This is a genomic window from Synergistaceae bacterium (genome assembly GCA_012521675.1).
Taxonomy (GTDB): Bacteria; Synergistota; Synergistia; order Synergistales; family Aminobacteriaceae; genus JAAYLU01.
On record JAAYLU010000066.1, the window covers coordinates 22432 to 49033 of the forward strand.

Annotated in this window: 25 protein-coding genes; all 25 read left to right on the plus strand. The window is 59.1% G+C overall.

Going from position 1 to position 26602, the window contains the following annotated elements; translation table 11 throughout:
* Positions 1-2 precede the first annotated feature (2 nt).
* The 25 genes from ysxC to ispG all read left to right on the plus strand — a co-directional run bounded on the left by ysxC (position 3) and on the right by ispG (position 26581).
* On the plus strand, positions 3-602 hold the full coding sequence (gene ysxC / locus GX181_06700) for a ribosome biogenesis GTP-binding protein YsxC (protein NLM71629.1): 600 nt from the start codon (positions 3-5) through the stop codon (positions 600-602).
* A 59-nt stretch (positions 603-661) separates the two neighbouring features.
* Positions 662-3328, plus strand: a complete 2667-nt coding sequence (locus tag GX181_06705) for a valine--tRNA ligase (GenBank protein NLM71630.1) — start codon at positions 662-664, stop codon at positions 3326-3328.
* A gap of 3 nt (positions 3329-3331) precedes the next feature.
* Positions 3332-4675: a bifunctional folylpolyglutamate synthase/dihydrofolate synthase gene (locus tag GX181_06710; GenBank protein ID NLM71631.1), complete on the plus strand. Its 1344-nt coding sequence runs from the start codon at positions 3332-3334 to the stop codon at positions 4673-4675.
* Positions 4672-5433 carry a polyphenol oxidase family protein gene (locus tag GX181_06715; protein NLM71632.1) on the plus strand — a complete coding sequence of 254 codons (762 nt, stop codon included), beginning with the start codon at positions 4672-4674 and terminating at the stop codon, positions 5431-5433. Before GX181_06710 ends, GX181_06715 begins: the two co-directional genes overlap by 4 nt.
* 81 nt (positions 5434-5514) lie before the next feature.
* Positions 5515-6489: a Gfo/Idh/MocA family oxidoreductase gene (locus GX181_06720; protein NLM71633.1), complete on the plus strand. Its 975-nt coding sequence runs from the start codon at positions 5515-5517 to the stop codon at positions 6487-6489.
* Positions 6490-6678: 189 nt separating this feature from the next.
* Positions 6679-6897, plus strand: a complete 219-nt coding sequence (locus GX181_06725) for a flagellar biosynthesis protein FliR (GenBank protein NLM71634.1) — start codon at positions 6679-6681, stop codon at positions 6895-6897.
* Positions 6898-6964: 67 nt separating this feature from the next.
* A complete protein-coding gene (locus GX181_06730; protein ID NLM71635.1) occupies positions 6965-8794 on the plus strand; it encodes a hypothetical protein in 1830 nt (609 codons plus the stop codon).
* 57 nt (positions 8795-8851) lie between these two features.
* Positions 8852-10519 (plus strand): methylmalonyl-CoA mutase family protein, encoded by a 1668-nt coding sequence (locus GX181_06735; GenBank protein NLM71636.1) that lies wholly within the window; start codon positions 8852-8854, stop codon positions 10517-10519.
* Between the two features lie 38 nt (positions 10520-10557).
* On the plus strand, positions 10558-10971 hold the full coding sequence (locus tag GX181_06740; GenBank protein NLM71637.1) for a cobalamin B12-binding domain-containing protein: 414 nt from the start codon (positions 10558-10560) through the stop codon (positions 10969-10971).
* A 9-nt stretch (positions 10972-10980) separates the two neighbouring features.
* Positions 10981-11916, plus strand: a complete 936-nt coding sequence (gene meaB / locus GX181_06745; protein NLM71638.1) for a methylmalonyl Co-A mutase-associated GTPase MeaB — start codon at positions 10981-10983, stop codon at positions 11914-11916.
* Between the two features lie 43 nt (positions 11917-11959).
* Positions 11960-13519 (plus strand): methylmalonyl-CoA carboxyltransferase, encoded by a 1560-nt coding sequence (locus GX181_06750; GenBank protein ID NLM71639.1) that lies wholly within the window; start codon positions 11960-11962, stop codon positions 13517-13519.
* A 24-nt stretch (positions 13520-13543) separates the two neighbouring features.
* Positions 13544-13981, plus strand: coding sequence for an OadG family protein (locus tag GX181_06755; protein NLM71640.1), 438 nt, complete (start codon positions 13544-13546; stop codon positions 13979-13981).
* Positions 13982-14055: 74 nt separating this feature from the next.
* Positions 14056-14469 (plus strand): acetyl-CoA carboxylase biotin carboxyl carrier protein subunit, encoded by a 414-nt coding sequence (locus tag GX181_06760; protein ID NLM71641.1) that lies wholly within the window; start codon positions 14056-14058, stop codon positions 14467-14469.
* Between the two features lie 39 nt (positions 14470-14508).
* Positions 14509-15630 (plus strand): sodium ion-translocating decarboxylase subunit beta, encoded by a 1122-nt coding sequence (locus GX181_06765; protein NLM71642.1) that lies wholly within the window; start codon positions 14509-14511, stop codon positions 15628-15630.
* Positions 15631-15793: 163 nt separating this feature from the next.
* A complete protein-coding gene (gene upp / locus GX181_06770) occupies positions 15794-16894 on the plus strand; it encodes a uracil phosphoribosyltransferase (GenBank protein NLM71643.1) in 1101 nt (366 codons plus the stop codon).
* Between the two features lie 9 nt (positions 16895-16903).
* Positions 16904-17797: an undecaprenyl/decaprenyl-phosphate alpha-N-acetylglucosaminyl 1-phosphate transferase gene (locus GX181_06775; GenBank protein ID NLM71644.1), complete on the plus strand. Its 894-nt coding sequence runs from the start codon at positions 16904-16906 to the stop codon at positions 17795-17797.
* Between the two features lie 25 nt (positions 17798-17822).
* On the plus strand, positions 17823-18962 hold the full coding sequence (gene wecB / locus GX181_06780; GenBank protein ID NLM71645.1) for a UDP-N-acetylglucosamine 2-epimerase (non-hydrolyzing): 1140 nt from the start codon (positions 17823-17825) through the stop codon (positions 18960-18962).
* 45 nt (positions 18963-19007) lie between these two features.
* Entirely contained in the window at positions 19008-20312 is a 1305-nt protein-coding gene (gene murA, locus GX181_06785) for a UDP-N-acetylglucosamine 1-carboxyvinyltransferase (GenBank protein NLM71646.1), read from the plus strand.
* Positions 20313-20348: 36 nt separating this feature from the next.
* Positions 20349-21182, plus strand: a complete 834-nt coding sequence (locus GX181_06790; GenBank protein ID NLM71647.1) for a hypothetical protein — start codon at positions 20349-20351, stop codon at positions 21180-21182.
* The gene (locus GX181_06795) at positions 21179-21796 is read left to right on the plus strand and encodes a uracil-DNA glycosylase (GenBank protein NLM71648.1); all 618 of its coding nucleotides are present in this window, start codon (positions 21179-21181) and stop codon (positions 21794-21796) included. The genes GX181_06790 and GX181_06795 overlap by 4 nt, the downstream gene beginning before the upstream one ends.
* A gap of 42 nt (positions 21797-21838) precedes the next feature.
* Positions 21839-22495: a di-trans,poly-cis-decaprenylcistransferase gene (gene uppS, locus GX181_06800; protein ID NLM71649.1), complete on the plus strand. Its 657-nt coding sequence runs from the start codon at positions 21839-21841 to the stop codon at positions 22493-22495.
* The gene (locus GX181_06805) at positions 22479-23303 is read left to right on the plus strand and encodes a phosphatidate cytidylyltransferase (GenBank protein ID NLM71650.1); all 825 of its coding nucleotides are present in this window, start codon (positions 22479-22481) and stop codon (positions 23301-23303) included. The genes uppS and GX181_06805 overlap by 17 nt, the downstream gene beginning before the upstream one ends.
* Positions 23300-24466: a 1-deoxy-D-xylulose-5-phosphate reductoisomerase gene (locus tag GX181_06810; protein ID NLM71651.1), complete on the plus strand. Its 1167-nt coding sequence runs from the start codon at positions 23300-23302 to the stop codon at positions 24464-24466. The genes GX181_06805 and GX181_06810 overlap by 4 nt, the downstream gene beginning before the upstream one ends.
* Before the next feature lie 26 nt (positions 24467-24492).
* A complete protein-coding gene (gene rseP / locus GX181_06815; protein NLM71652.1) occupies positions 24493-25530 on the plus strand; it encodes an RIP metalloprotease RseP in 1038 nt (345 codons plus the stop codon).
* On the plus strand, positions 25511-26581 hold the full coding sequence (ispG, locus tag GX181_06820) for a (E)-4-hydroxy-3-methylbut-2-enyl-diphosphate synthase (protein ID NLM71653.1): 1071 nt from the start codon (positions 25511-25513) through the stop codon (positions 26579-26581). The genes rseP and ispG overlap by 20 nt, the downstream gene beginning before the upstream one ends.
* Positions 26582-26602 lie beyond the last annotated feature (21 nt).

The following is a 26602-nucleotide window of genomic DNA, read 5'->3' on the forward strand; positions in this document are numbered from 1 at the left end:
CCATGCCCGGATGGAGGGCATCCTACGAGTGCTCCTCGTTCAAGACCGATCAGCTCCCGGCAGGAGGAGTAAGCGAGATCGCGGTCGCCGGGCGCTCGAACGTCGGCAAGTCCTCTCTGATCAACAAACTTTTGGGTGCGCGCCTGGCTCACGTCGGCGCCACGCCGGGGAAGACCAGGAGCATAAACTTCTTCCTGGTCGAACGTGACGGGGCGCCCGCATTCAGACTGGTCGACCTTCCAGGCTTCGGCTACGCCTCCAGAAGCAAGAGCGAACGCGACCAGTGGGCGCGCCTGGTGGGGGCCTACACGGCCGGGCGTGAGAACCTCGTGCTCATCCTGCACCTCGTGGATTTCAGGCACGGCCTTTTGAAAAACGACATCGCCCTCAGGGAATGGCTGGACGGGGTCGGGATCCCCGGGCTCGTTGTCTTCACGAAAGGAGACAAGATCTCTAGAGGAAGGCATAAGTCCACGCGAAACGCATACATACGAAGCGGATTGAAATCCGTGGACATGCCCATAATAACCTCAAGCAAGGACGGCACCGGAGTGGGCGAGCTGAGGCTGTTCATCGAATCGTATCTCGCAATGCCGGATTGAACCGCCGGCCTGTTGCGCTTTTTTTGGTCTGTTATTCATCAACGGAGGTGGATCATTTTATGGCAGGCATTGTGGAGTCAATGGCGAAGTCGTACTCCCCGGAACCTATCGAGGATAAGTGGTACAAAGAATGGATGGACTCCGGGCTCTTCGACGCACCCGAGAGCGGGGACGGCGAGGCCTTTTCCATAGTCATTCCCCCGCCGAACGTCACTGGCTCCCTTCACATGGGGCACGCCTTCAACCACACCTTCCAGGACATCATCTGTCGCTTCAAGCGCATGAGGGGCTGCAACGTGCTCTGGCTGCCGGGCACCGATCACGCCGGAATAGCCACGCAGAACGTGGTGGAGCGCAGGCTTGCGGAGGAGGGGAAGTCGCGCCACGACCTAGGCCGAGAGGAGTTCATCCGAAGGGTGTGGGAGTGGAAGGAGGAGTTCGGAGGGCGCATAACAAGCCAGATGAAGAAGCTCGGCGACTCATGCGACTGGAGCAGGGAGCGCTTCACCCTGGACGAGGGGCTTTCAAGGGCCGTACGTTCGGTCTTTGTAAAACTCTACAAAAAAGATCTTATATATAAGGGGAAATACATAGTCAACTGGTGCTCCCGCTGCCACACGGCTCTGTCCGACATCGAGGTGGAGCACGAGGAGCAGGAGGGAAGGCTGTACCACGTCGCCTACCCGTTGGAGGACGGTACGGGCAGCGTGGTAGTGGCGACGACCCGCCCGGAGACAATCTGGGGGGACGTGGCGATCGCCGTGCATCCTAGGTCGGAGAAGAGCACCCTGGCCGGAAAGAGGGTCAGGGTCCCGCTGGGCGGCAGAATAGTTCCGGTCATAGAGGACGCGATGGTCGATCCGGAGTTCGGCACTGGATGCGTCAAGATAACCCCGGCGCACGACCCGAACGACTTTCTCGTGGGTCAGCGCCACAATCTGGAACAGGTCCAGGTGATAGACGAGCACGGCTTCATGAACTCGAACGCCCCCGGCTACGAGGGGCTGAACATCAACGAGGCGAGGAAGAGGGCCGTCGAGGAGCTGACGGCCTCCGGGGCTCTGGTCAAAACCGAGGAGATGCGGCACTCGATCGGCTGTTGCTATCGCTGCGCCACGACCGTGGAGCCCTACCTGTCAGAACAGTGGTTCGTCAGGGCGGGGCCGCTGGCCGAGGCGGGGATAAAGGCTGTCAAGGAGGGCAAGATCAGGTTCGTCCCCGACCAGTGGGAGAAGGTCTACTTCCAGTGGATGGAGAACATACGCGACTGGTGCATATCGCGCCAGCTCTGGTGGGGACACAGGATCCCGGCCTGGACCTGCGAGGAGTGCGGTCACGTGACTGTCTCCGAGGAGAACCCGACGTCCTGTGAGAAGTGCGGAAGCGACAGGATAGTCCAGGACGAGGACGTGCTGGACACTTGGTTCAGCAGTGCACTGTGGCCCTTTTCGACCCTCGGATGGCCGGAGGAGACGAAGGATCTGTCTCGCTTCTATCCCACCTCCCTGCTTGTCACGGCGTTCGACATCATCTTCTTCTGGGTGGCCAGGATGATAATGATGGGGCTGGAATTCATGGGAGAAATCCCCTTCCATGACGTCTACATCCACGCGCTCATACGGGACGAGAAGGGACGAAAAATGAGCAAGTCGAGCGGGAACGTCATAGACCCGCTGGACATGATAGAGAAGTACGGGGCGGACGCGCTGAGGATGACGCTGGCCGCCCTCACGGTGCAGGGGCGCGACATACTGCTGAGCACCGGCAAGATAGAGATTTACAGGCTCTTCATGAACAAGATCTGGAACGCCTCCCGCTTTGCACTGATGAACCTGGAGGACCTGCCGAAGGACACCGTACTGGCAAAGGCCACCGAGCTGAAGCTGCACGACAGGTGGATACTGACCAGGTCCGCCCAAGTCACGGAGGAGACCACCCGGCTCCTGGAGTCCTACAACATAGGCGAGGCGGCGAGGCTGCTGTACGACTTCGTCTGGGGGGACCTGTGCGACTGGTACCTGGAGCTGTCCAAGCCCGCGCTGAAAGGAGCGGAGGGGGAGGAACGGAGAAGGTCCACTCAGCTCGTGCTTCGATCCGTATTCAGAGACGCCCTGCTGCTTCTGCACCCGTTCATCCCGTTCCTGACCGAGGAGCTGTGGCTGATCTTCGACTATGACGGCGGGGTCCTCATGGAGCGTCACGAGTGGCCCGCGGGAGACCTGCCCCGTCACCCGGAGTCCGTCGGCAGGATGACCCTCTTCCAGGAGGTGGTCCGCTCGTTGCGGAACCTCAGGGCGGAGGCCGGGGTCAATCCACAGGGATATGTCGGCAGAGCCGTGGTCCAGTGCGACGAAGGGGAGGCCCTGTCGCTTCTCCTTGAAGAGACCAAACCCCTCATGCAGGAATTGACCAGGATCCGCGAGATCGCCCAGGCACAGCCATCGTCGGACAAGCCTGCCGGAGCACTCTCCTCCCAGGTCACCGGCGGAGAGATCAGCCTGATCGTCGGCGACGTGCTTGACATAGACGCGGAGATCGAACGGCTTTCGTCGGAGATCGCCTCGTTGAAAAAGAGCATTGACGCGAGCATGGGCAAGCTCAGGAACCAGGACTTCGTCGGAAGGGCCCCGGCCGAGATAGTGGAGAAGGAGCGAGAGAGACTTGAGGAGAGCGAGGCGAGGCTTCGCAGGGTGCACGAGAACATAGAGAGCTTGAAAAGAGCGTAGAGGATGAACGGCGGGATAACAAGCTTCGAGGAGCTTGAGGAGTTCTTTATGCGCCTGTCGAGCCAAGGAATCCGCCCGGGGCTCGACAGGATAGGACGTTTGCTAGGGCTCGTCGGGAATCCCGAGGCCCGGTTCCCCTCCGTGCATATAGTCGGGACCAACGGCAAGGGGTCCACCGCGGCCTTCCTCGAGAGCATCCTCAGGGCGTCCGGCCGAGCCACGGCGATGTACACGAGCCCGCACCTGGAATCCCCCTCGGAGCGACTTCTGCTGATGGGAGAGCCGGCCCCGCTGGACGATTGGACAATGGCTGCCAACGACCTGGCCGAGGCGATGAAGTCGGACCCGGTGCTGGCCGACGACCCTCCGTCCTTCTTCGAAGTCGTGACAGCGGCGGCCTTTTTGATCTGCGCCCGGATCGAAGTAGGCATAGCCGTCGTGGAGGCAGGGCTAGGAGGGCGGCTGGATGCAACCAACCTGCTGAAGGACGTCCGGCTGACGATTATCACGTCTATCTCCATGGATCACACTGAGTACCTTGGCGGCACGATCGAACAGGTGGCGGGGGAGAAGTTCGCCGTGATGCGCGAAGGCAAGCCTGCCCTTTTCTCCGGGGAACCTGACTCTCTCGTGCCCCTGTTCCTCGAGACGGCCGCCTCCCGCGACGCCGATCCGCTGCTGCTGAGGGAGCTCTGCTCCGTGGACGGCGTGGAGCGCTCCGCTGACTCCCTCTCATTTATATACAGCTCGCCCCGCCTCATCGGCTCGAACGAGATTCGCCTCGAGACGGGACTAATGGGCGCCTACCAGGTGGAGAACTGTGCAATGGCGGTCACAGGCGCGATGCTTCTGTCGAGGACATTTCCCTGTATATCGAACGCGACCGTGCGGGAGGGAGTTCGGACCGCTGCCTGGCCCGGCAGGTTCGAGAGGGTGCTCTCGAACCCGGACGTAATTCTCGACGGCGCTCACAACCCGGGGGGCATTAGGAGGCTGGTCGAGGACCTCTCCTCCCTTTACGCCGGGAAGAGGATCGGGATCGTCTACGGCAGCATGAGCGACAAACAGTACGCGGAATCCCTGGCCATGCTGCGGGAGGCCGCGAAAACTCTCTACTGCGTACCGGTGCCGGAAAACAGCAGGGGCGCCTCGCTGAGGATGCTGGCGGACGCGGCCAGGGCGGCTGGATGGAGGGATGGCGAGATCTTCATCTACGATGACCCGCTCGAGGCGATCCGAGAGGCTCGAAGCTCGAATGACCTGACGGTCTGCTGCGGAAGCCTCTACCTCGTCGGCTACGTCAGGCACCGGCTTTTAGAGATGTCGATGGGAGAGAGCCGGGGATGAAATCGGCCCCCGACTTTAACCTCCGGACCGCCGGACCCCACCCCTTCATAGAGTACACAGCCCCCTGCCCGGACTCACGCTTTTTCATCCGACTCTACCTGAGGGGGCCGGGGATGAGCAATGCCCGCGGCGATCCCGAGAGGTCGCGCGCGGCCCTGTCCCGCTCCGTCCCACTTCAAGGCCCCTTGATCGCCCCTCGCCAGGTCCATGGTGATCGCATTCTCGAAGGGCGTCCCGAGCACTCCCTCCCGAACAGGCCGGAGGCGGACGGCATCCTCTTAGAGAGGTGCGGCGTCGAAGGCTCGCTCCGCTTCGCCGACTGCTACCCCGTCATACTGGCATCGACTGTCCCGTCCCCCTGGATAGTCATCCTGCACTCCGGCTTCAAGGGAGTGCTGAACGACATCGCGGGGAGCGCCTGCAGGCTCCTCTTCTCGACGCACGGGAGAACGCCCGAATCGACATTCGCCTGGATCGGGCCCGGGATCGGCTGGAAACAGTACGAGAGAAGGCGGGACGACAGGTGGACTGAGATCGGGCTGCGGCTCTTCCGCCCCGAGCACGTCGACGATGGAGGAGGGGAGATCCTATTCGATCTCGGAGGGCAGATAGCAAGTCAGCTTGCTGACTCGGGCATTCCCAGGGCCAACATACGGCGTCTCCCCCTCTGCACTTTCGAAAGGAACGACCTGTTCTACTCGTATAGAAGGGGCGACGAGGAGAGTCGACTTTTTCTCCTGGCATTCCTGGGGCGATGAGATTACCACTTTTGCCGGGCCTCAAGGGAGAATGTTCTTAAGGCACAAGGGTCCTACCTCATCGAAGGAGTTGAAGGGTCCATGAACTTGAAGCGGGTGGGCGTGGTAGGAGTCGGACATCTGGGCCAGCATCACGCCAGGGTTTATACCGAGCTGCTCGGCACCAATCTCGTGGGCGTCGTCGATGTGAACGAGAGCAGGGCGGCCGCTATCGGAGAGAACCTGGGGGTGCCTTGGTTCACCGACTTCGATGACTTTATCAAGCGAACCTCTCCGGAGGCCGTCAGCGTAGTGGTGCCCACGAGCATGCACTTCGAGATAGCCCGAAAGGCGTTGCTGAACGGGATAAGCGTCCTGATCGAAAAGCCCGTGACCACGACGGTGCACGAGGCGGAGGAGCTGATAAGGTACGCGGCCGAGTCGGACCTCGTGCTGCAGGTAGGCCATATCGAGCGGTTCAACAGCGCCGTACAGTACATATCAAAGATCATCCACGAGCCACTCTTCCTGCAGTCCCGGCGTCTCGGCCCCTACTCGCCGAGGATAAGCGACGTCGGAGTGGTGCTGGACCTGATGATCCACGACATAGACATAATCCTGTCGCTGGTGCGTTCGGAGATAGCCGACATATCCGCGACCGGTAGGTGCATCCGGTCGGATCACGAGGACATAGCCTCGGCCCAGATATCGTTCGAAAACGGCGCAATGGCCCACATCCTGGTGAGCCGCGTGTCGGAGAGAAGGATGCGCCAGCTTGAGATAATGGAGCCGGAGCGATACGTCACCATAGACTACGAGACACAGGACGTATCCATAAACAGGTGCGTCCGCCAGAGCAACAACAGCCTGGTCGAGGTGATCGAGCACCCGGTCTTCCCGAAGAGCGAGCCGCTGAAGCTGGAACTTCAGCACTTCGTCACGTGCGTCCGCGAAGGCAGACAGCCTCTCGTCGGGATAAACGACGGCAAGAGAGCGCTGGAGGTGGCAGTCTCGATCCTGAGACAGATTCACCTGGAGGAGACAGGAGCTTTGGAAAAAGACGCGGCCTCCTGCTGAGGAACCCTGTAAAGGGCCCCGGACCTCTCGCTCCGGGGCCCTTTTTTTGCACAATCTCATTATTTATCTTTTTTTTCTTTCCAACTCAGGAGAAAAATCCACATTACGAAGTGGCGCATTGGTTTTTTATGGAGTATCCTTACTTCGATCGCCATGAAAATTTTAATTTTTTAAAAGCCGAGGAGCCAAATGCCTGTCGTAAATATTCAAGCTCTTATAGCACTGGCACTCTTTATCGCATCGCTGCTTCTTGCCAGGATGATAGTGCGAATTCAAACGGGAACGATGCCGGGAGGACGTCTGTGGGTTCTGTACCTTAGGATGCTCCTCGGGTTTCTCTTCGCCGGTTCGATAATCCTGGCCTTCTACTCGTTCGCGGGCGTGGATGTTATTTCGAAGCATCTCTAGCGCTAATGCCGACGCTTAAACTATAATGGTCAAAGCTTTCATCAGTGAGAGGGGTGTTGTAACGCGCATGAAGCTTGTACTTCGGAGTATTCTGATCCTCGTGATACTCGTCTCCCCTTCTTCCGCCGACCTTCTCCCCGCCGCCGACAGGGAGGGATCGGAGCGCTTCTTCTCCGTGGCCTACGAGCATTTCACGGCCAGGGAGTACGCCTCGGCCCTTAAGAATCTGGACAGGTCACTGGCGTTGAACACCTATTTCGTCGACTACTACCTCATGAGAGCCCTTCTCCTGAATCGCCTGGGAATGGGGGAGGAAGCCGTAAAATCAATTAAGTACTATCTCGAGGTGCGCCCGAAGGACAGCGCCGCACCGAGGATTCTCGAAAGATTTTTGAACGAGGACCTGCTGATCAGGGGATTTCTCTCGGGGGAACCTTTCGGCTCCAGAATCGTCTCGTCCAGAAAGGACATAAAGAGGATTTTATCGATAGGGCCGATGCGCACCCTAGGGGTGCTCGGCCTGGGGAAGGTCTCCTCTATATCCGACGGCATCTTCATCGCCGACACCCTGGGAGGAAAGATAGAGTACCGGCTCCCGGGAGAAGAGGTCTTCCGGACGCTCAAGATAGAAGCTCCCGTGACCGCCCTCCCGGTAGGAGACAAGAGCTTTTACGCTGTGACGGAGAAGGGCGAGTTTTTCATGCTTCAGGACGACGAGGCAGAACCAGAACTTTTAGGCACAATCCGGTCGAAACCCTCGGACGCGGCTCTGCTGTCCAACAGGCAGATCGCAGTGGTGAGCGCAGTCGACAGGACAGTCTATATATATTCGCTGCCGGAGCTCGAGCCCCTCAAAAGACTCGAGCCGGCGGAGGGCAAGCGCCTGTTCGAACCAGTGGGCCTCGCCGCTTACGGAGGGTGGCTGGCGGTGGCGGACAGGGGGAACGACGAGGTCGAGGTCCGCTCCCTCTTCGATGATGACATTCGCTTTACAATCGGTGTAGCGGAGCCACGGGACTTGGCGTGGTCCTCCTTTGGGGACCTTTTCATTCTATCCGAGACGGGGGAGGTCTCAAGGGCCAGGATCTCATTTTCAAAGAGGACTGCGACGGACATGGAGGTGGTCCTGTCGGACGCGCAAAACGCCTGGAGCCTGTTCACCTGGCAGGACCGGGTATTCTGCCTCGACATCTCAGCCTCCCGCGTGTGGGAGATGTTTCCATCGCCCGTGGACGACGGGCTTGCGTTTCTGTCTCTTTCCTCGCCGACCATATCAAGAGAAGAGAACAACGAGTGCTTCATCCTTGACGGGTACCTGTGCGGGCCATTTATGACATATCTCTCGAACAACTCCTCGACTCTGTCATCGGTCTGGAACGAGCGCCTCCTAGGAGGTGTTTACTCTCCCTCGGCGGGTGACCACCCGGGGGCCACTCTTTTTTTTAAAACGGCCGACGAGGAGGACCAGGAGTATCAAGGAAGAAGAGGCGCCGCGACGGGCAGCGATCTACTGAACACCCTGGCGGACGAATGGGACGCAAGGAGCGGACAGGTCGCGAATATAGTCCTGTCGGCAAGCACTCCTTTCACATACGAAGAGGCCTGTCGGCTTGCGGGCTTCGGTCTGCGAAACAGGGTGCGCATCTTCATATATGCCGATGCAATCCCTTCCGTGGAGCTCCTCAGAGTCTCAGCCCTGACCAACGGAAGCGTCCTTTTCACCACGAGAGGCGTATGGGGCCCGTTTCCTCCCTACTCCTCGGGAAAGGTCAGGATAGTATTGCCGACGGACGAATCATCCTCCGGCTTTCCCAGCAAGTCCACCCTGTCGGTGTACCTTGACGTCGGGATCATTCCGGCAAAGGACTGGATCCCTCTCTGGCCCGACCTATTGTGATAACGGGCTGTTACAGGCCAACATATGGAAGTATTTTCCAAAGAAGGAGAGATTGGAATGAAAAAGGAGTACGAGGAAGCGAAAGCCCGCTTTGAGGCCGGGGTCTCGAAGACTCTTGAGAGACGCAAGGAGCGGAAGGAAGCCTTTTTCACGGTGGGAGGCATTCCGGTGGAGAGGCTGTATGCCCTGGAGTCGTCAAAAGACACCGACTATTTAAAGGAAATCGGCTTCCCCGGTGAATACCCCTTCACCCGCGGCGTGCAGCCCACGATGTACCGGGGCAGGTTCTGGACGATGCGCCAGTACGCCGGCTTCGCCTCGGCGGAGGAGTCCAACGAGAGATACCGCTACCTCCTGGAGTCCGGCACGACGGGGCTCTCCGTGGCATTCGACCTTCCGACCCAGATAGGCTACGACTCCGACGACCCGATGGCGCAGGGGGAGTGCGGGAAAGTAGGAGTCGCCATCGACAGCCTCAAGGACATGGAGATACTGTTCGACCGGATCCCGTTGGACAAGGTGTCCACCTCGATGACGATAAACGCGCCCGCGATCGTGCTTCTTGCCATGTACATCTGCGTCGGCGAGAAGCAGGGGGTCGCCATGAGCGACCTTTCCGGGACCATTCAGAACGACATCCTGAAGGAGTACATAGCGAGGGGCACCTACATCTTCCCGCCAAAGCCGTCGATGAGGCTCATAACCGATATCTTCGAGTTCTGCAGTCAGAACGTGCCGAAGTGGAACACGATCTCGATCTCCGGCTACCATATAAGAGAGGCCGGCAGCACGGCGGCCCAAGAGGTGGCCTTCACTCTCGCTGACGGAATCGCCTACGTCGAGGCCGCGCGCAACAAGGGGCTGGATCCCAATGTCTTCGGAGGGAGGCTCTCATTCTTCTTCAACGCGCATAACGACTTCCTGGAGGAGGTCGCCAAGTTCCGCGCGGCCAGGAGGATGTGGGCGAAGATCATGAAGGAGAGGTTCGGCGTGACCAACCCGAAGGCGCAGATGCTCCGCTTCCACACCCAGACCGGAGGATGCACCCTGACTGCGCAGCAGCCGGAGAACAACATAGTCAGGGTGACGCTGCAGGCGCTGGCCTCCGTGCTGGGGGGCACTCAGTCCCTGCACACGAACAGCATGGACGAGGCCCTTGCCCTTCCGTCGGAGAAGAGCGTCATGATAGCCCTCCGCACCCAGCAGATAATCGCGAACGAGTCAGGCGTGACCAACACGGTGGATCCGCTGGCCGGCAGCTACGCCATCGAATCGCTCACGGACGACATAGAGAAGAAGGCATTCGAATATATCGAGCAGATCGACGAGATGGGCGGAATGCTCGTGGCCATCGAGAAGGGCTATGTGCAGAAGCACATCCAGGACTCGGCTTATGAATACCAGAGGGCAATAGAGTCGAAACAGGCGATAGTGGTCGGAGTGAACCAGTACCAGATCGAGGAATCCAACAAGGACATGAAGCTCCTCTCGGTGGACGCCTCCGTGGGCGAGAGGCAGATCAAAAAACTGGCCGAGCTGAAGCAGTCGCGCGACAACATTGCCGTGAACAACGCGCTGGACTCCATCCGCACGGCGGCGGAGGATGAATCGAGGAGCCTGATGCCGCTCGTCATCGATGCAGTGCGCGCCTACGCCACGGAAGGAGAGATCTGCGGGGTGCTCAGGGGAGTCTTCGGCGAGTACACCGAGAATATAGTTCTTTAGCCTTCAGCGGAGAGGACAAAACAACGGAGGGATCTTTCATGAGCGAGAGGAAAATCAGAGTGGTCATTGCCAAACCCGGATTGGACGGACATGACAGGGGCGCCAAGGTGATAGCGCGAGCCCTTAGGGATGCGGGATCGGAGGTCATCTACACAGGCCTCAGGCAGACCCCGGAGCAGATCGTGAACACGGTGATCCAGGAGGACGCGGACGCGGTGGGGATAAGCATCCTCTCCGGGGCTCACACATTTTACTTCACCAAGATAATCGAGATGCTCAAAGAGCGTGACGCGGACGACGTCATCGTATTCGGAGGAGGGGTAATCCCCGATAATGACATTCCTGGCCTTCTGGAGGCAGGCGCGGGCGCCGTCTTTGGCCCCGGGACCTCGACTTCGACATGCGTTAAGTGGCTCGAAGAGGCGGTCGCTGAAAAACGAGCGAAAGAGTAGTCTCGCGCCGTGGAGGATCTGCTGAAGAGGGCGTTGAACGGTGATATACGTTCAATCGCGAGGATCATCAGCCTTATAGAGAACGACACGCCCTCGAAGGACGAGCTGCTGAAGCGCATCTACCCGCTGAGCGGGAACGCCATGGTCCTGGGGATAACCGGAAGTCCGGGAGCGGGGAAGAGCACGCTCACCGACAAGGTGATCGAGAACTTCAGACGGCGGGAGAAGAAGGTGGCCGTGATAGCGATCGACCCATCAAGCCCGTTCTCCGGAGGTGCCATACTGGCGGACAGGATTCGTATGCAACGGCACACCGGGGATCCGGGCGTCTACATAAGGAGCATGGGTACGCGCGGGTCCCTCGGCGGTCTGAGCAGGGGAGCGAAGGAGTCTCTGATTCTGCTCGACGCCTGCGGCTACGACGTGATAATCATAGAGACTGTAGGGGTCGGTCAGTCCGAGGTGGACATAATCAAGATAGCGGACACGGTATGTGTCGTGCTGGTGCCGGGCATGGGGGACGATATCCAGATAATGAAGGCGGGTATAATGGAGATAGCGAACGTCTTCGCCGTAAACAAGGCCGATAAGCCTGGCGTCGATCGGGTGGCGGCAGAGGTGAGGCTCATGCTGGATCTCGTCAAGAATAAGGAATGGACCCCTCCGGTTCACCTCACGGTGGCGGAGGACGGATCAGGAATAGAGGAGCTTGTGGACAGCTTCATCGCACATTCCTCCTTTCTGAAGGACAACCCGGACGGCAGGCGCAGGGAGTGGAGACGACTGGCCTTCGAGGTGGAGGGCATACTGCTGCAAAAACTGACCAGGCTTGCCGAGAAAAGGTGGGACTCGTTCAGGACAGACGAGATCATGGATCTCTTGCTTTCAAGAAAGACAAATCCTTACGCTGTTGCCGAGGATGTTTTGAAAAATATCATGCCCTGAGACCGTGCGGGTCCAAGGGTGACAGAGGAGGAAGATTCATCAGATGTCGCAGCGAACGATGGATGAGCTTTGCGAAGAACTATTGGCAAAGCGGGAGAGTGCGCGTCAAGGCGGCGGAGAGAAGGCGGTGGCCAGGCAGAAGGAGAAGGGCAAGCTGACTGCGCGCGAGCGTATCGAGCTTTTGCTGGATCCAGGCACATTCAACGAGGTGGACGAGTTCGTCCACCACAGGTGCGTCCACTTCGGCTTGGAAAAGAGAGTATTCGAGGGAGACGGAGTAGTCACAGGCTGGGGATTGGTAGAGGGGCGCAAGGTCTATGTATTCAGTCAGGACTTCTCCGTTCTCGGAGGATCGTTGGGAGAGATGCACGCGGAGAAGATCTGCAAGATACTTGACATGGCGCTGAGCACCGGCAGCCCGGTGGTGGGCATCAACGACAGCGGCGGCGCTCGTATCCAGGAGGCGGTGGACTCGCTGAACGGCTACGGCAAGATCTTCTTCCAAAACACCCTGGCGAGCGGAGTGATCCCGCAGCTTTCGGTGATAGTGGGACCCAGTGCGGGCGGCGCGGTCTACAGCCCGGCCCTCATGGACTACACCTTCATGGTGGAGGGCATTGGGATCATGCATATCACCGGCCCGGCGGTCATCAAGGCCGTAACCGGGGAAGAGGTCACCAGCGAGCAGATAGGCGGATCTCTCGCCAACAACAGCAAGAGCGGCAACGCACACTTCAACGCAAAGAGCGAGGAGGAGTGCTTCGCGCAGGTCAGGAAGCTTCTTAGCTACCTTCCGCAGAACAACCTCGAAGACGCCCCGGAGAAGGATGCGGTGGACGACCCGATGAGGGAGGACATGGAGCTTCGCAATATAGTCCCGGTGAACCCGAACAAGGGTTACGACGTGCGCGAGGTCATCCGCCGCGTTGTGGACGACGCTGACTTCTTCGAGGTGCAACCCCTCTGGGCGAAGAATATCGTGATAGGCTACGCCCGAATCGGCGGCAAGGTCATAGGCATAATCGCCAACCAGGCCGCTCATCTAGCCGGGTGCCTGGACATAGACGCCTCCGACAAGGCGAGCCGCTTCATCAGACACTGCGACGCTTTCAACATTCCCATAGTCACGTTCGTGGACGTGCCGGGCTACCTGCCGGGCACCGCCCAGGAGTTCGGAGGGATCATCCGGCATGGTGCCAAGATGCTTTACTCCTACAGCGAGGCTACCGTTCCCATGGTCACCCTGGTGCTAAGGAAAGCCTACGGGGGCGCCTACCTCGGAATGTGCAGCAAGGCCCTCGGGGCGGACATGGTGCTCGCGTGGCCGCAGGCCGAGATCGCCGTCATGGGCGCAGAAGGGGCCGCCAACATAGTCTTCCGCCGCGAGATCGAGGGGGCCGAAGACGCAGTGGCCATGCGCACGAAGAAGATAGAGGAGTACAGGGAGGCCTTCGCCAACCCCTACGTCGCGGCGGAGCGGGGCTTCGTCGACAGGGTGATACTCCCGGAGACCACGCGCGGGGAGATTTGGCGTGCGATCATAGCTTCGGAGAACCGACGCGACTTTAGACCGCACCGTAAACACGGCGTCATGCCTCACTAATCACATGAGGAGAGTGAGCGAACAATGGAAACCACGGCAGTAAACGGGGCTGTAGAGGCAGTTGAAACTGCGGGCCGCGCGGCGGAAAGCCTGTCGGGAGTGAGCGGCGCGCTTATCATGTGCATCATCGCGTTCAGCGTCGTCTTCCTGGTGTTGGTAGGCCTCACTGGCGTGATATTCGCCATCAAGTACATGGCCCAGGGGCTTGAACGCAAGAAGGGGGGGCCAACGTCGGGCGCAACTTCGACGCCCTCTGCGGCCGGATCGCCGGCGCAGTCGCCTGCCTCCGACGGACGTCTTCTCGCCGTAATAACCGCGGCAGTGGCAGCAACCGGTATAAACGGAAGGATTACAAGCATCCAGCCGGGCGGAGGCACATGTCTGAGGCACATAAGATCCTCGGGATGGAGAAACGCAACCCTCTCGGAGGGGATTCAGACTCTTAGAAGAGGCTGGAAGTAGCGGAATATACATGCATAACGCATCATCGCTTAAATTTTTCATTAAAATTAAAAAACAAGGAGGCTCATCGCACTATGAGCAGGAAGTTTAGAGTTACAGTTGACGGAACGGCTTACACGGTGGAAGTAGAGGATCTTGGCGCAGGCTCGCCCGCCGCAGCGCCCGCACAGGCTCCGGCTCCGGCGGCAATCCCCGCGGCTGCTCCTGCAGCAACAGCGGCACCTGCACCAGCACCAGCGCCCGCTCCGGCTCCGGCCCCCGTTCCGGCGGGCGATGGCGCCCCGGTGACAGCACCGATGCCCGGGAAGATCCTGAAGGTAGCGGTGTCCGTCGGTGCCCAGGTCAAAAACGGCGACATGGTGCTCATCCTCGAGGCGATGAAGATGGAAAACGAGATTTTCTCCCCTGCGGATGGAGTTGTGAAGGAGATCAGGAGCCGGGAGGGCGATACCGTCAATACCGGCGATGTGATGATGGTGATCGGCTAACCGTTTCTTAATGGACGCTAAGGAGGAGAGTTATTCGCAATGGATAGCTATGTATTGGCGATAAGGGAGATTTTCGAGGCCTCCGGCTTCGCCGGACTCACTGGAGGACACATCACGATGCTCCTGGTGGCGCTGGTTATGCTCTACCTCGCCATCGGCAAGGACTTCGAGCCTCTATTGCTGGTCCCCATCGGATTCGGATGCCTTCTGGTAAACCTGCCTCTATCCGGGATAATGGAGGAGGGCGGATTTCTTCGCTACGTGTTTTTCGGCACGGAACACGAGATATACCCGGTCATCATCTTCATGGGGATCGGTGCTCTGACGGACTTCGCCCCGCTGATAGCCAACCCGATTACATTCCTGCTCGGGGCGGCTGCTCAGCTCGGGGTGTTCATAGCGCTCTTCGGCGCGATGGTGATGGGCTTCTCGATCAAGGAGGCGGCGTCCATAGCAATCATAGGGGGCGCAGACGGGCCGACCAGCATCTACCTGACTATGAAATTGGCGCCTCAAGTGCTGGGCGCGGTCGCGGTGGCCGCCTACAGCTACATGTCCCTCGTTCCGCTGATCCAGCCTCCTGTGATCAGGATGCTCACCAGCAAAGCGGACCGAGGGATAAGGATGGAGACGCTGCGCCCGGTAAGCAAGCTGGAGAGGATACTCTTTCCCATCGTCACTACGATAGCCTCCGGCCTACTGCTTCCCGCCTCCGTCCCCCTGGTGGGGGTGCTGATGTTCGGCAACCTGCTGAGGGAGTGCGGGGCGACTGAGAGGCTCAGCCTGGCCGCACAGAACGAGATATTGAACATAACCACCATCTTCCTCGGCCTTTCGGTGGGCGGGACGATGAGCGCAGAGCAGTTCCTCACACCGGCCACGCTGAAGATCATCCTGCTTGGGCTGATCGCCTTCGTGTTCAGCACCGCCGGAGGAGTACTTTTCGGACAGGTGCTCAAGAAGTGGAGCGGCGGCAAGATCAACCCGATGATAGGCTCGGCGGGCGTGTCTGCCGTGCCGATGGCCGCGCGAGTGGTTCAGCGCGTCGTCCAGAAGGAGTACCCCGGCAACTTCCTGCTGATGCACGCGATGGGGCCGAACGTCGCGGGCGTCATAGGCACGGCGGTGGCCGCAGGAGTAATGTTGACGCTCCTGACATAACAGAACAAAGTTTGCAAACCAGCCCAAGAGGCTCTCCCAGTTCGAGAGCCTCTTTTTTTAAGGAGTTCTACGGGCTTGTGCGTCTCTTTTGCCCAGTGTTATTATACCGGGGGATGTAGAGGTTTTTTTCGATCAATCGATATCTTTTAGGGGGGGTCTGTCCATGAGAATCGCCGTGGGTTCCGATCATGCTGCTTTCTCTTTGAAAACCCGTCTGTTGGAGCATCTCAGACAAAAACCGGGAGTCGTTCCAATGGACATGGGCACTGACACGGACGCCCGGTCCTGCGACTACCCGGATATCGCCTTCCGCGTGGGTGAAGCCATCAGTATGGGAAACGCGGACAAAGGGCTACTGCTCTGCGGGACCGGGATTGGGATGAGCATAGCGGCGAACAAGATCCCCGGCATATACGCGGCCCACTGCCACGAGATCGAGACAGCCCGACTTAGTCGTCTCCACAACGACTCGAACGTCCTTGCGATGGGCGCGAGGATAATCTCTCCGGAACTGGCGACGGACATCCTTGATGCGTGGCTGTCAACGGATTTCGAGGGGGACAGGCATATCCGAAGGCTAGAAAAAATCCTGGATTACGAACGGAAGGCGTGTCCCGGCCGGGCCTTGTCCGAGAGGGGCAAGACGGTCCTGTTCGAGCACCCGCTCGTTCTTCACAAGGTCAGTATGATCCGCGACAAAAACACCTCGGTAAAGGAGTTCCGCGAGCTCGTACAGGAGATCGCCGGACTGATGGTCTACGAGATGACGCGCAGTCTTCCGCTCGTCAGGAAGGAGGTCGAGACCCCCCTTGAGAAGACGGATGCCTACGCTCTGGCCGGTAAGGACCTCGCGATAATACCAGTGCTGAGGGCCGGCCTCGGGATGGTCGACGGCATCCTTCAGCTCATCCCGAACGCAAAGGTCGGTCACATAGGGCTGTACAGGGACCCCGATACGCTGCTGCCGGTGGAGTACTACTGCAAGCTGCCCTCGGACATTGATCAGCGGGACGTGCTCGTCCTCGACCCGATGCTGGCGACGGGTGGCTCGGCGGCGGCGGCGATAAGCCTGATAAAGAGACAGGGCGGAAAGAAAATCTCCCTGGTGTGCATAATCGCGGCCCCAGAGGGAGTCGCAAAAGTGCACTCGGAGCATCCCGATATAGATATCTACTCCGCCGCCCTGGACAGCCACTTGAACGGTCAAGGCTATATAGTGCCGGGGCTCGGAGACGCGGGCGACCGGCTATACGGAACGAAATAAGAGGGCTTCGTGAATCCCGCGCTTTACACTCTCCCCATAACGGTTGCGCTTCTCTTCCTCTGGAGCCTGTTCATAACGCCGCTTTCTATAAACCTTTCGAACAGGTACAGAATCGTCGACAGGCCCGGAGAGCGGAAGATACACACCATCATCACACCGAGGGGTGCCGGCATCGTCATCTGGCTGGGCTTTCTCCTGTGGGGGCTTTACTCCGTCGAGGCGATCCCGGCGTTTCGCCCCCTGGCCCTGGGAGGCACAATGGTCTTCCTGAGCGGTTACTGGGATGACATGAGGACGCTCAGGCCATCGATACGCCTTGCTTTTCACGTGGCCGCCGCCGTGATTTTCCTTGTCTACGTCGAGATTCCCATCCGCCATTTCCCGACGGGGATCCTGTGGATCGCCGGCATGAGCAATGCGTTCAACCTCGTAGACGGCGCCAACGGGCTTTGCCTCTCGATGTGCATTGCCGCCTCGGCGGCCCTCGGCCTCGCAGGCTTTCCCGAAGTCTACTTTCCTCTTGCCGGACTGGCGGCGGGAGTACTCCCTTGGAATTTCCCAAAGGCCAGGACATTCATAGGGGATGGAGGCACGACACTGCTCGGCTATCTCTACTCTTCGCTCTTCATCCTCTCGATAATGCCGTTCATAGAGAGTTACAGCACGATTCACCTGCCGCTGTCGCTTTTTTTAATTGGGGGGATCCCTGCGGCCGACACCCTCTTTGCTATAATGAGAAGGTTGGCTAGTGGAAAGTCTCCCTTTTCTCCGGACAGAGGGCACATACATCACCGACTGATCGATGCGGGATGGGGGGCTATATGGACAGTGGCTTTTTTAAATGTCGTTCACCTGTTTTTAATTGCTGGCGGAATGCTTGTATCCGGCTTTTTCTTTGTGTAGCACCTAGTGGAAGGACTCCATAACGATGAGTACAGATACTAAACGAATCGCTTGCGTCGTCGGGACTCGCCCGGAGGGAATAAAAATGGCACCCCTGATACAGGCCCTTCGCAGGGAGGGCTTCAGGGTCGCTGTTATCTCAACCGGGCAGCACCTTCACATGCTGAATCAATCTCTGAGCTTTTTCGGAATATGCGCGGACGTGAATCTATCGATAATGGAGGAGCGGCAGTCGCTGGACGCCATTACGTCAAAGGTCCTGAACGGGGTTGGGTCGTTCCTGGACGAGAACCCGCAGGACCTGGTGCTCGTCCATGGGGACACCTCAACTACCTTCGCGTCGGCGCTAGCGGGTTTTTACAGGGGAATTCCCGTCGGACACGTCGAGGCCGGCCTGAGAAGCGGCGATATGCGCAGCCCCTTCCCCGAGGAGGCCAACAGGGTGCTCACGGACCGATTGGCCTCCCTCTGGTTCGCACCTACGCCGAGGGCGGCGGAAAACCTTCGCGAAGAAGGACTGCCCGTATCTGAAGAGACCCTGATCGTCACCGGCAACACCGTGATCGATGCGCTAAAACAGACCTTGAAGATAGATCGCGCCCCAAGCCGGGAGCTGCATCCCCTGGAGGATTTCTCGGGACGTCTTATTCTAATGACAGCGCACAGGAGGGAGTCGTGGGGGGCCCCCTTGGAGTCCATCTGCAAGGCGATTCTCGACATACTGGAACAGGATAAAGAGGCGAGGGTGTTGATCCCGCTCCACAAGAACCCGTCGGTGCGGGAGGTTATCCGTCGTTTCCTGGGCGGGGCGGAGAGGGTGATCCTGACGGAACCTTTGGATTATCCGGATTTCGTCCGGGTCATGAAGAGGAGCTCGTTGATCCTGAGCGACAGCGGCGGGGTACAGGAGGAGACCGCCGAGCTGAAAATCCCTCTTCTTGTAATGAGGGACACCTCCGAGAGGCCTGAGGCGCTTGAGGAGGGCACGGCGTTGCTCGTCGGCACCGATAGGGGCAGAATAGCAAGCACCGCCCTGCGAATACTTTCGGACGACTCCTTCAGGGAGAGCTTGGTCAACAGGGGCAAATACCCTTTCGGACGCGGGAATGCCTCCGAAAAGATCGTGGATGCGATAAAACGATTCTTCGCATGTCGGACAGGATGAGCAATGCATCCTACCGGTATTTCCTATTTTTTTCTCAGGGGGAATATGAACGTGGAATCTAAAATGAAAATTATCGGCGGCAACCCGCTGAAAGGCAGGATCTTCGCACAGGGAGCGAAAAACGCGGCTCTTCCCGTCATGGCGGCCGCAATACTGCTCAAGGGGGAAAAACTTACGCTGAACAGGGTCCCCAACCTTCTGGACGTGGTAACAATGGCGGATCTCCTCCGAAGCCTGGGCGCGTCGGTGGTCTTCAACGACCAGGTGATGGAGATCTCAACTCCCACGGAGATCTCGTGGGAGACACCTCCGGACCTGGTGAGGAAGATGCGCGCTTCCTCGCTTGTCCTCGGGCCGCTGCTCGCTCGATGCGGCAGGGCCGTGATGCCACTCCCCGGGGGCTGCTCGATAGGGAGCCGTCCGATCGATCTGCACCTGAAGGGACTGACTAGGATGGGCGCCACTATCGAGCTCGTGCACGGGGCCGTGCACGCCCGGGCAAACGGCCTGAAGGGTTGCCGGATCTACCTCGACTTCCCCTCGGTGGGCGCCACGGAGAACCTGATGATGGCGGCAGTGTTCGCCAAGGGGGAGACAGTGTTGGAGAACACGGCCCGCGAGCCCGAGATATTCAACCTGGTGGAGGCTCTTCGCTCCATGGGCGCGGTGATCGAGGCGGACGGCACCGGCGTAGTCAGGGTCCATGGCGTCGATTCCCTGAGCAGCGCCGGAGTGACGATCATCCCCGACAGGATAGAGGCATCCACGTACATACTTGCGGGGGCGGCCACGAACGGAGAGGTCACTGTGTCGAACATAATTCCCAACCATATAGACTCCCTCCTGGCGAAGCTGGAGGAGGCGGGCGCCTCCCTCACGATCAATGATACCGAGGTAACGATTCACCCCTCGCAGAGGCTCAAGGCGGTATCCCTGAAGACCCTGCCCTATCCCGGGTTCCCCACCGACCTGCAGCCGCAGGTCATGGTGGCTCTCTGCCTAGCGGAGGGGACGAGCATAGTCCAGGAGAGCGTCTTCCAATCCCGCTTCCTTCATGTCAGCGAGCTGAACAAGATGGGAGCGAAGATCGACATCCAGAGCAACTCGGCGATCATCAACGGGGTGGAGGCCCTGGCCGGCGCCGACGTGGTCGCGACCGACCTGCGCGCAGGAGCGGCGCTGATCATCGCAGGTCTGTCCGCGCACGACGCGACCTGCGTTCGAAACCTGGGTCACGTCTTCAGAGGGTACGAGAAGATCGAGGAGAAGCTCAAGGCCATCGGCGCAGACATCACGATTCTACCCTCCACCGAGGAGCTCAAGGGCGGTTCCGTGACTGCATCACCATGATTGTAAACCGGCAACGAAAGTGATAAAAAGCGGGCGATGTCCTTGAACGGTACTCTTCCCATAAGGGTGATTGCATTCGTAGGCCCGGCGGGCACGGGCAAGAGTCAGCGGGCGCAGATGGTCGCCTTGGAGAACGAAGTGGAGTACATAATTGACGACGGGCTGCTGATCGCCAGAGGAAGAATAATGGCGGGGAAGAGCGCCAAGGCGGAGAAAAACCTCGTCCGGGCGATAAGAAGGGCCCTTTTCCAGTTCCCCGACCACAGGAAGGCGGTCCATGCCTTTCTCGAGAAGAAAAGGCCGAAAAAACTCATGGTAATCGCCACCTCCATCTCCATGGCGGAGAAGATCACAAAGGCCCTGAGGCTCCCGCCACCGGAGCTGATAATCGATATAACGGAGGTCGCCTCCCCGGAGGAGATAATAAACGCCAGACGAGAGAGGCACGAGAAGAGACAGCATGTGATACCGGCGTCGAGAACCCAGATACGGAGGAACTTCGCAGGCAAGCTGGTCGGGCACCTGAGAGGGCTCTTCAGAAGCGTGGACAGGGAGGAGGGGGAGCGCACAATAGTAAGACCTCCCTTCAGTTTCATCGGCGATCTCACCATAGAATCGTCCGCAGTGCTCGACCTTGTAAAGAGGGTTCTGTTTTCAAATCCGCAGGTGACGGCCATCAAGGACATACGGGTGAGATACAAGGGAGACTCCGTGCTTATAGAAGTTTCCCTTCAGGTTGTACCCGGCAGGATGGATTTTCACATGCTGGGGCTCGTCAACCAGAAGAAGGTGGCATCGGCGGTCGGCTATTTCACCGGGATGGACGTCGCCGGAGTGGATATACGTATCGTGGAGGTAAAGCTGCAATGAGCAACCTATCGGGTGGCATCAGCCGGCAGAGTGCGTGGGAGGAACTCGAAGGACGAGTGAGGTCCTGTACCGCCTGCGATCTGTGTCGAGGCAGGAAGAACACGGTCTTCGGACAGGGAAATCGCTCGTCCTCCCTCGTATTCGTGGGCGAAGGCCCCGGAGCGGACGAGGACGAACAGGGAACGGCCTTCGTCGGTCGGGCCGGGAAACTGCTCACCGCCATCCTTCAGGCGGCGGATATAGAGAGAGAGGACGTCTTCATAACCAACATAGTGAAATGCAGGCCTCCAAACAACAGGATCCCGTTGGCCAAGGAGATGATGGCCTGCAACCCCTTCCTGGAGGCGCAGCTTGCCCTTTTGAGGCCTAAGATCGTAGTTTGCCTCGGGAACACTGCACTTAAATGGCTGATGAAGACGTCCGAGGGCATCTCCTCCCTCAGGGGCCGCTGGTTTCCATGGCGGGGAATACTCCTGTTTCCGATGTTTCACCCGAGCTATCTTCTGCGAAACGACTCCAGGAAGAAGGGCAGTCCGAAGGAGCTGACTTGGCAGGATATAATCGCCGTGAAGGAAAAGCTTGATGCCTTGACGGCGGAAGAGGGGGTGTTCTAGCTGACGCAAAGCGATTCCTTGCCCGTTCACGTTGCGGTGATAATGGATGGAAACGGGAGGTGGGCGAAAAAGAGGCGTCTGCCCCGCCTCCTGGGGCACAGGGCCGGAGTCAAGGCGCTCGAGAGGACCGTGGACGCCGCCGGTGCCATCGGGATAAAGTTCATCTCGTTCTACGCTTTTTCAACGGAGAACTGGAAGAGGCCCGAAAAGGAGATCATGGGGCTCATGAGCATCTTCAAGTTCGCCCTGACCCGGAAGATCGAGGAGTTTCACGGCAGAAACGGCAGGCTCCGGTTCGCCGGCTTCAGAGAGGGACTCCCCGGGGAGATAACGGAGCTTATGGCATGGGCGGAGGAGAAGACGAAGGACAACACCGGGCTGACAATGATACCCTGTTTCAACTACGGAGGAAGGCAGGAGATCCTCCATGCAGTTGAAAAAATGATCCGGTCCGAGGTGCGACCACCCCTGACGGAGGAGGTTTTTCGTAACTTTCTATACCTTCCGGACGTCCCTGACCCTGATCTGGTGATCCGCACCAGTGGAGAGACGAGGATAAGCAACTTCTGGCTCTGGCAGAGCTCCTACAGCGAGCTCTATTTCACCGACGTGCTCTGGCCCGACTTCGACGGCGAAGAACTGGGGAAGGCGTTGGAATTCTATAGGAACAAAGAGAGACGATATGGCGCTCTCAGATGATCAGTTCAAAGAGCTGGCCGTCCGAGGGGGCAGCTCGCTGGTAATAGTCGCCGGGACGATGAGCTCGCTGTACGCGGGGGGAATGATCTGGGTCTTCTTCTCATCCGCCGTGGCGCTGCTCTCGCTCGCTGAATACTACGGAATGCTTTCGAGGAAGTTCAAGGTATCGAAGGGGATAGGGTTTATCACCTCGGGCCTGATATTCTTCTCCGCCTCCGAGGGGATACATCCCGTATCGCTGGTGCTCGTGCTCAGCGTATCCTCCTTCGCAGTGCTCTTCATCGAGATAATAAGGAGGCAGGTCAGAGGAGAGAGCTTCGCAATATGGAACATGGGAGGTACGATCTCCGGCATAGTCTACATCACCATTCCCTGGGCCTTCATAATCCTGCTGCGCCGTCTGCCGGGAGGAGGATTGCTGCTTTTCGCCATGTTCATCTCGACGTGGGGCTGCGATGTGGCCGCCTATCTCATCGGATCGAAATGGGGACATACGCCTCTTTGCGAAAACATCAGCCCGAACAAGACCTGGGAGGGCTTCATCGGGGGCTTCTCCGCCGCCATCCTGGCGAGCGTGCTCTTGGCCTTCGTGTTGGAGATCCCCCCGGTTCCCTTCCTCTTCGTGGGGTTGATCTGCGGCTTTGCGGGACAGCTGGGAGACCTCGCCGAGTCTGTGATCAAAAGGGAGAGTTGGGTGAAGGACAGTGGAAACATAATCCCCGGGCACGGAGGAGTGCTGGACAGGTTCGACAGCGTCCTGATCAACGGGCTGCTGATCTACACCCTCTTCGGGGTGATCCTGAGATGAGAAGAAAGAGTCTTTACATAATAGGATGCACCGGCAGCGTGGGCGCCTCGGTTCTGTCCGTGTGTCGAATGTTCCCGGAGCGCTTCGAGGTAGCCGCCCTTGCGGCCCGCTCTTCGGTGGATGAGATCGTCCGACTGGCCGCGGAATTCTCATGTCCGACCCTGGTCCTGTCGGACGGAACGGCTGCGGAGAGATGCGTCGATCGCCTGTCGAGCGCCTGGACGAATGCCCCGATGCCGAGGGTGCTGTCGGGCGAGGGGGGTCTTTCGCTCCCCGCGTCCGCCCCCGACATCGACCACGTGGTCGTCGCCTCGTCGGGCACCGGGGCGATAGGCGCCCTCGTCGAGGCCCTGAAAAGCGGCAAGGAGATCTCCCTCGCGAACAAGGAGAGCATAGTCGCCGCCGGCCCGTGGATAATGCCTATGGTCGCCGGGAAGGACCAACTGCGCCCGCTCGACAGCGAACACAATGCCATCTGGCAGTGCCTCCAGGGCGAGGATCCGGCCCATGTCGAGGAGATAGTGCTTACCGCGTCCGGCGGCCCGTTTCTCGGATACTCGCATGAACAGCTCCATGCCGTGACACCCTCGATGGCCGTGGCTCACCCCGTATGGAACATGGGAGCGAAGATCAGCGTGGACAGCGCTACTCTCATGAACAAGGGGATAGAGCTGCTGGAGGCCATGTACCTCTTCTCCCTCCCCCCGGACAGGGTCAATGCGGTGGTCTCGCCGAACCCCTTCATACACGGCATCGTTCGATTCTCCGACGGGACGTTTCACATGTGCGCATCTGCGCCCGACATGGGCATCCCCGCCCTGTCCGCTCTCTTCCACCCTGAACGAAGCCCTGGTGACAGGGGAAACACACCCTCGCTCGAAGGGATGACACTGTCATTCGAATCTCCGGACGAGGCGCGTTTCCCATGCATCCGGCTGGCCCGGGAGACCGCCCGAAAAGGCGGCGCTTATCCGGCTCTGTTGGTAGGAGCGGACGAGGTCGCGGTAGGCAGGTTTCTATCAGGGGAGATAGGATTCATGGACATACCCGCAGTTGTCAAGATCGTGCTGGAAAAATACGCAGGCCCTGCTCCTTCAAGCCTTGAGCACGCCCTGGCCATAATTGAAGAGGGCAGGCTCATGGCTTCGGAAGTGTTTACATAGGTTTCTGCAGTGCTGAGGAGACGTAAATAATGGCTAGTCTAATATCATTTCTATTTGTAATAGGAGTCTGCGTCATAGTGCACGAGACGGGGCACTTCATCACGGCCCGCATGCTGGATGTACAGGTTCACGAGTTCTCCTTCGGCATGGGCCCCTTGTTGGCGCAGCGAGCCGGCCGGAACACGACGTGGTCCCTGCGCGCCCTTCCCGTCGGGGGATTCGTACGACTGGCCGGCATGGGGGAGGAGAGGGACGGCGAGGAGGTCGCGGAGGGGAAGGGGTTCTACGACAAGGCCCCCTGGAAGCGCTTTCTCGTGCTTTTTAACGGCTCCCTCTTCAACATACTCCTCGCAATGCTGCTGACCGCGACCTTCCTGTACGGGCACGGAGTCCTGGACCTGACCACCACGACGGTGGGGGAGATCATCGAGGGTTATCCGGCTCAATCCGCCGGGGTCCTGCCCGGGGACAGGTTGCTGGCGATCGCGGGACAGGATGTCTCGTCGTGGAGGGAGATGTCCGAGGGAATTCGCGCCGCCGCCGCCAAGGGGCCAGTGGACATAGCACTTGAGCGGGACGGCGAGAGGATCGCCATGTCCGTGACAATACCCCCGGACGAGCAGGGAATCACCCTCCTGGGGATAAGGCCGGCCCTGAAACGCTACCCGGCGGGCGAGGCTCTTACCTCGGCGCTTTCCTACACGGTCGAAATGACGGTGGAGATGCTTCGAAGCATAATTCGCTTCATCATCGGCGCAGAGAAAGTGGACGTGGCGGGACCGGTCGGCATCGCCTCGATGGCCGGAGAGGCCGCGAGGAAAGGCCTATGGACCTTCGTCACCTTCCTGGCCCTCATCAACCTGAACCTGGGGCTTCTGAACCTCTTTCCCTTCCCGGCACTGGACGGAGGGCGTCTGGTGTTTACCGTGGGCGAGATGATACTGAGACGACGAGTGCCCGAGAAGCTGGAGAACTTCATCCACATGTCGGGATTCGTCCTGCTGATAATGCTGATCATATACGTAACCTGGCAGGACATTGTCAATGTGTTCGGATGGAGGTAGGGCGGTGAGCAAAAGAAAAGTTGTTATTCAAGGGCTTCAGATAGGTGGAGGAGCGCCTGTCCGCGTGGAGAGCATGCTCAAGATCCCCCTGTCGCGCAGAGAGGAGTGTTTGGAGCAGTGCGTCTCCTTGAAAAAAGTCGGCTGCGAGCTTGCGAGGGCCGCTTTCCCCTCGATGGAGCTACTTGACGATCTCGAATGGCTTGGAGAGAACTCGCCGATCCCCTTGATGGCCGACATTCACTTCGACGGCGCACTAGCCCTGGCGGCGCTCGAGGCGGGGATCCCGTCGGTCAGGATAAACCCCGGGAACATGTCCATCTCATGCCTGAGGGACATAGTCGCATCGGCGAGGGAGAAGAGAACCCCCATCCGCATAGGCGCGAACGGAGGCTCCCTGTCGAACTCCCAGATCAGGGAGGCCGGCGGAGTGCGCTCCGACGCCCTGGCATCGGCGGTGGAGGAGCAGCTTCAAATACTGCTTTCAGAGGGCTTTTACGATATAATACTGTCTGCAAAGTCGACCTCCGTGATGGAGACGGTAAGGGCGAACACGCTGCTGGCGTCGAAATACCCGGACTTCCCCATGCACATAGGCATCACCGAGTCGGGATACGGAAGGGACGGACTTGTTAAGAGCGCGGCAGGACTCTCTCTCATGCTCGCGCAGGGCATAGGAGACACGTTGAGGATCAGTCTTACAGAGAGTCCCGAGGAGGAGGTAAGGGCGGGGTACTCACTCCTTAGGGCGCTTGAGTTGCGCTCTCGCGGCGTGAACATCATCTCCTGCCCCACCTGCGGGAGAAAAAGACTGGACGTAAAAACCATTCTGAACATACTTGAACCGGCATTCGCAAATCTCCCCGACGGCCTTTCCGTCGCTGTCATGGGCTGCGAGGTGAACGGCCCCCGCGAGGCGATGGACGCCGACTTCGGCGTGGCGGGATCGGCGTCGGGCGCCGTGATATTCCAGAAAGGCCAGGTTTTGAAAGAGGTGACATTGGACGAGCTCCCGAGAGTGTTTGAAGAGTTCGTCCGTTTCAGCAGAGTCTAGAGTTGCAACTATCACGTAAAA

Excerpts from the sequence above, each read along its gene's own strand:
- ysxC (NLM71629.1), top strand. The coding sequence starts at position 3 with ATGCCCGGATGGAGGGCATCCTACGAGTGCTCCTCGTTCAAGACCGAT.
- GX181_06705 (NLM71630.1), top strand. The coding sequence starts at position 662 with ATGGCAGGCATTGTGGAGTCAATGGCGAAGTCGTACTCCCCGGAACCT.
- GX181_06710 (NLM71631.1), top strand. The coding sequence starts at position 3,332 with ATGAACGGCGGGATAACAAGCTTCGAGGAGCTTGAGGAGTTCTTTATG.
- GX181_06715 (NLM71632.1), top strand. The coding sequence starts at position 4,672 with ATGAAATCGGCCCCCGACTTTAACCTCCGGACCGCCGGACCCCACCCC.
- GX181_06720 (NLM71633.1), top strand. The coding sequence starts at position 5,515 with ATGAACTTGAAGCGGGTGGGCGTGGTAGGAGTCGGACATCTGGGCCAG.
- GX181_06725 (NLM71634.1), top strand. The coding sequence starts at position 6,679 with ATGCCTGTCGTAAATATTCAAGCTCTTATAGCACTGGCACTCTTTATC.
- GX181_06730 (NLM71635.1), top strand. The coding sequence starts at position 6,965 with ATGAAGCTTGTACTTCGGAGTATTCTGATCCTCGTGATACTCGTCTCC.
- GX181_06735 (NLM71636.1), top strand. The coding sequence starts at position 8,852 with ATGAAAAAGGAGTACGAGGAAGCGAAAGCCCGCTTTGAGGCCGGGGTC.
- GX181_06740 (NLM71637.1), top strand. The coding sequence starts at position 10,558 with ATGAGCGAGAGGAAAATCAGAGTGGTCATTGCCAAACCCGGATTGGAC.
- GX181_06750 (NLM71639.1), top strand. The coding sequence starts at position 11,960 with ATGTCGCAGCGAACGATGGATGAGCTTTGCGAAGAACTATTGGCAAAG.
- GX181_06755 (NLM71640.1), top strand. The coding sequence starts at position 13,544 with ATGGAAACCACGGCAGTAAACGGGGCTGTAGAGGCAGTTGAAACTGCG.
- GX181_06760 (NLM71641.1), top strand. The coding sequence starts at position 14,056 with ATGAGCAGGAAGTTTAGAGTTACAGTTGACGGAACGGCTTACACGGTG.
- GX181_06765 (NLM71642.1), top strand. The coding sequence starts at position 14,509 with ATGGATAGCTATGTATTGGCGATAAGGGAGATTTTCGAGGCCTCCGGC.
- upp (NLM71643.1), top strand. The coding sequence starts at position 15,794 with ATGAGAATCGCCGTGGGTTCCGATCATGCTGCTTTCTCTTTGAAAACC.
- wecB (NLM71645.1), top strand. The coding sequence starts at position 17,823 with ATGAGTACAGATACTAAACGAATCGCTTGCGTCGTCGGGACTCGCCCG.
- murA (NLM71646.1), top strand. The coding sequence starts at position 19,008 with ATGAACGTGGAATCTAAAATGAAAATTATCGGCGGCAACCCGCTGAAA.
- GX181_06790 (NLM71647.1), top strand. The coding sequence starts at position 20,349 with ATGTCCTTGAACGGTACTCTTCCCATAAGGGTGATTGCATTCGTAGGC.
- GX181_06795 (NLM71648.1), top strand. The coding sequence starts at position 21,179 with ATGAGCAACCTATCGGGTGGCATCAGCCGGCAGAGTGCGTGGGAGGAA.
- uppS (NLM71649.1), top strand. The coding sequence starts at position 21,839 with ATGGATGGAAACGGGAGGTGGGCGAAAAAGAGGCGTCTGCCCCGCCTC.
- GX181_06805 (NLM71650.1), top strand. The coding sequence starts at position 22,479 with ATGGCGCTCTCAGATGATCAGTTCAAAGAGCTGGCCGTCCGAGGGGGC.
- GX181_06810 (NLM71651.1), top strand. The coding sequence starts at position 23,300 with ATGAGAAGAAAGAGTCTTTACATAATAGGATGCACCGGCAGCGTGGGC.
- ispG (NLM71653.1), top strand. The coding sequence starts at position 25,511 with ATGTGTTCGGATGGAGGTAGGGCGGTGAGCAAAAGAAAAGTTGTTATT.